The organism is Mesorhizobium sp. M7A.F.Ca.US.005.03.2.1 (assembly GCF_003997795.1).
Taxonomy (GTDB): Bacteria; Pseudomonadota; Alphaproteobacteria; order Rhizobiales; family Rhizobiaceae; genus Mesorhizobium; species Mesorhizobium ciceri.
Genome location: NZ_RZRP01000625.1, coordinates 1 through 3792 on the forward strand (window position 1 = coordinate 1; position 3792 = coordinate 3792).

General features: G+C 61.7%; 3 protein-coding genes. All 3 read right to left on the reverse strand.

Features of this window, described 5'->3' with window-relative positions; all coding sequences use genetic code 11:
- Positions 1 to 55 precede the first annotated feature (55 nt).
- The 3 genes from cysQ to cysD are packed head-to-tail and all read right to left on the reverse strand — an operon-like array spanning position 56 to position 3703.
- Positions 56 to 847: a 3'(2'),5'-bisphosphate nucleotidase CysQ gene (cysQ, locus tag EN991_RS27020; protein WP_024503689.1), complete on the reverse strand. Its 792-nt coding sequence runs from the start codon at positions 845 to 847 to the stop codon at positions 56 to 58.
- A 10-nt stretch (positions 848 to 857) separates the two neighbouring features.
- Positions 858 to 2795, reverse strand: coding sequence for a sulfate adenylyltransferase subunit CysN (cysN, locus tag EN991_RS27025; protein ID WP_164766110.1), 1938 nt, complete (start codon positions 2793 to 2795; stop codon positions 858 to 860).
- Positions 2796 to 2797: 2 nt separating this feature from the next.
- Positions 2798 to 3703, reverse strand: a complete 906-nt coding sequence (gene cysD, locus EN991_RS27030; protein WP_013532711.1) for a sulfate adenylyltransferase subunit CysD — start codon at positions 3701 to 3703, stop codon at positions 2798 to 2800.
- Positions 3704 to 3792 lie beyond the last annotated feature (89 nt).

Sequence of the window (3792 nt, forward strand, 5' to 3'; positions counted from 1 at the left end):
ACTATATAGGCTCGAATTCGGCGCAGGCAGCGGCCGAGTAAGCTACCGGGCCTTCTCAGGCGGGGCTGACCCCTGCCCCGCCGCTGGCAATGAAATGCGGATTGGCGAAATCCTCGTCGTCGCTTTGCCGGCGCTTCCCATAGACCAGAGGCTGGCCATCGAGCGTGCGCGTCATGCCACCGGCGGCGCGCAGGATGGCGTCGCCTGCCGCCGTGTCCCATTCCATGGTGCGGCCGAAGCGCGGATAGACATCAGCCTCGGCACTGGCGAGAAGGCAGAATTTCAAGGACGAACCGACCGAGACGATTTCGGCGGCACCAAGGTCGCGAATATAGGCCTCGGTTTCCGGCGTGTTGTGGGAACGGCTGGCGACGACGGCCAGCGGCGCCACGGCCGTTCTCACCGAGATCGGCCGGCGGCCGACGATCTGGTAGCCGCCATCGATCTCGAGAGATTCCGCCCTTCCCGGCAGGCCGGAAAAGAAGCGGCCCGTGCAGGGCGCAAAGACGACGCCGACCTCCGGCACACCATCGCGAACCAGCGCTATGTTGACGGTGAAATCGGTGCGGCGGTTGACGAATTCCTTGGTGCCGTCGAGCGGATCGATCAGGAAGAAAGCCCCATTTAGGTCGGGCGGCACGATACCGGCGGAAGCTTCTTCCTCGGCCACGCAGGGGATATCGGGAAATGCGGCACGCAGTCCGGCGAGAATGATCTTTTCGCTCTCGCGGTCCGCCTCGGTCACCGGCGAGGCGTCGGACTTGCGGTCAACCGCACAGCCGGCGTGGAACACGCGCATCACCTCGCGCCCGGCCGACAAGGCCAGGCGCTCGAAGATTTCAAGCATCAGCCTGTCGTCAGATGCCGCCGCCGCTATCGTATTGGTCTTCGGCAATGTCGCGCTCGTTCAGCCAGTGTTCCAGGGCGTCGACCATCTCTTCGGCCGATTTGCCGAGTGTCTGCAGATGGATCTCCGGGGTTTCCGGCGCTTCATAAGGGGAATCGACGCCGGTGAAATTCTTGATCTCGCCATTCAGCGCGCGCGCATAGAGGCCCTTCGGATCACGCCTGGCGCATTCCTCGAAGGGCGTATCGACGAACACCTCGACGAATTCTCCGTCGGCCATCAATTCACGTGCCATGCGCCGCTCGGCGCTGAACGGCGAAATGAACGAAACAATGACGATCAACCCGGCATCGGCCATCAAACGCGCCACCTCGGCGACGCGGCGGATGTTCTCGACGCGATCGGCATCGGTAAAGCCAAGATCGCGATTGAGACCGTGACGGACGTTGTCGCCGTCGAGGATATAAGTATGACGGCCGGTGGCGAACAGCTTCTTTTCGAACAGGTTGGCGATGGTCGACTTGCCGGATCCCGACAGCCCGGTGAACCAGAACACGGCGGGCCGCTGGTTCTTCATGTCGGCGCGCACGCGCTTGCCGACATCGAGCGACTGCCAATGGATGTTTTCGGCGCGGCGCAGAGAGTGCAGGATCATGCCGGCGCCGACCGTGGCGTTGGAGATGCGGTCGATCAGGATGAAGGCGCCGGTTGTGCGGTTTTCGGCGAAGGGATCAAAGGCGATCGGCGTCCGCGTCGAGATGTTGCAGATGCCGACTTCGTTCATTTCGAGCGACTTGGCCGCTTCATGGGCAAAGTCGTTGACGTTGATCCGGTATTTCAGATCGGTGACGGTGGCGCTGGTCTGGTCGGTCTCGGTGCGCAGGATGTAGGAGCGGCCCGGCAGCAGCGCATGCTCGTCGAACCAGACGATGTTGGCGGCGAACTGGTCGGCGACCTGCGGCCGTGCGGCAGGCGAAACCAGCATGTTGCCGCGCGAGATTTCGACTTCGTCGTCGAGGACGAGCGTGACGGCCTGTCCGGCAGCCGCCTGGGCGAGATCGCCGCCATACGAGACGATCCGCTTGACGCGCGAGGATTTGCCCGACTTGGCGACAACGACCTCGTCGCCGGGCGCAACCGAGCCGGAAGCGACCGTGCCGGCAAAGCCGCGAAAGTCGAGATTGGGACGATTGACATACTGGACCGGGAAACGGAACGGCAGTTCGACCATCGCTTGGTCGACTGACACGGTTTCGAGATGCTCGATCAGCGTTGGGCCGGAATACCATTCCATGCTTTCCGACCGACGGCTGACATTATCGCCATAACGGGCCGACATCGGGATCGGCGCAATGGTCTGGAAGCCGAGATCGCGCGAGAATTGCCCGTAGTCTTCGACGATCCGGTCGAAAACCGTCTGATCGAAATCGACAAGATCGATCTTGTTGACGGCCAGCACGACGTGGCGGATGCCGAGCAGCGAGGCGATGATCGAATGTCGCCTGGTCTGTCGAAGCACACCCTGCCGGGCATCGATCAGCACGATCGCCAGGTCGGCGGTCGAGGCGCCGGTGGCCATGTTGCGGGTGTATTGCTCGTGGCCAGGTGTGTCGGCGACGATGAATTTGCGCTTCGGCGTGGCAAAGAAACGGTAGGCGACGTCGATGGTGATGCCTTGCTCACGCTCGGCCTCGAGGCCGTCGACCAGCAGTGCGAAATCGATGTCGTCACCCGTCGTGCCATGCTTGCGCGAATCGCGTTCGAGCGCGGCGAGCTGATCCTCGAAAATCTGCTTGGTGTCGGACAGCAGGCGCCCGATCAGCGTCGACTTGCCGTCATCGACCGAGCCGCAGGTCAGGAAGCGCAGCAGCGACTTCTTCTCCTGCGCCGCCAGATAGTCGCGAACGCCGTCGGTGGGGGCGAGGCTCTTTGCCATGATGTGGCGCATGGTCAAAAGTACCCCTCGCGCTTCTTCTTTTCCATCGAGCCGGCTTCATCGCGGTCGATCAGGCGACCCTGCCGTTCGGATGTCCGTGCCGTCAGCATTTCGCCGACGATGGCTTCCAGCGTGTCGGCCTCCGATTCGATGGCGCCAGTCAGCGGATAGCAGCCAAGCGTGCGGAACCGCACGAGCCGGTTCTCCACTGTCTCGTCGGGGCGGAGTTTCATGCGCTCGTCGTCCCGCAGGATCAGCATGCCGTCGCGTTCCACCACCGGCCGTTCCTTGGCGAAATAGAGCGGCACGATCGGGATACTTTCCTGCAGGATGTACTGCCAGATATCCAGCTCGGTCCAGTTCGACAGCGGAAAGACGCGGATCGATTCACCCGATGCGATGCGGGTGTTGAATATCTTCCACATTTCGGGGCGCTGGTTCTTCGGATCCCACACATGCTGGGCATTGCGGAAGGAAAAGATGCGCTCCTTGGCGCGCGATTTCTCCTCGTCGCGACGTGCGCCGCCAAAGGCCGCGTCGAAGCCGTATTTGTCGAGCGCCTGGCGCAGCGCCACGGTCTTCATGACATGGGTGTGGGTGTTCGAACCATGGTCGAACGGATTGATGTTGTCGCGCACGCCGTCTTCGTTGACATGAACCAGGAGATCGAAGCCGAGTTTCTGCGCCATCTGATCGCGAAAGGCGATCATCTCGCGGAACTTCCACGTCGTGTCGACGTGAAGAAAGGGAAATGGCGGCTTGGCGGGATAAAACGCCTTCATCGCCAGATGCATCAACACGGATGAATCCTTGCCGACCGAATAGAGCATGACCGGCTTGGCAAAGGCGGCCGCAACCTCGCGGAATATATGGATGGACTCGGCCTCAAGCCGCTGAAGATGCGTAAGCGCTGTTGTCATGGACCGTGGGCGTTCTTTCGTATTTCCAACAGAAGACCTTGCCTCAAATCATCGAGCTTTTGCGCCCGGTTCGAGCCTTGTTTCTGGAC

What these genes read in the sequence shown, in the direction of transcription:
- cysQ (WP_024503689.1), bottom strand. Translation starts at nt 847, where the DNA reads ATGCTTGAAATCTTCGAGCGCCTGGCCTTGTCGGCCGGGCGCGAGGTG.
- cysN (WP_164766110.1), bottom strand. Translation starts at nt 2,795, where the DNA reads ATGCGCCACATCATGGCAAAGAGCCTCGCCCCCACCGACGGCGTTCGC.
- cysD (WP_013532711.1), bottom strand. Translation starts at nt 3,703, where the DNA reads ATGACAACAGCGCTTACGCATCTTCAGCGGCTTGAGGCCGAGTCCATC.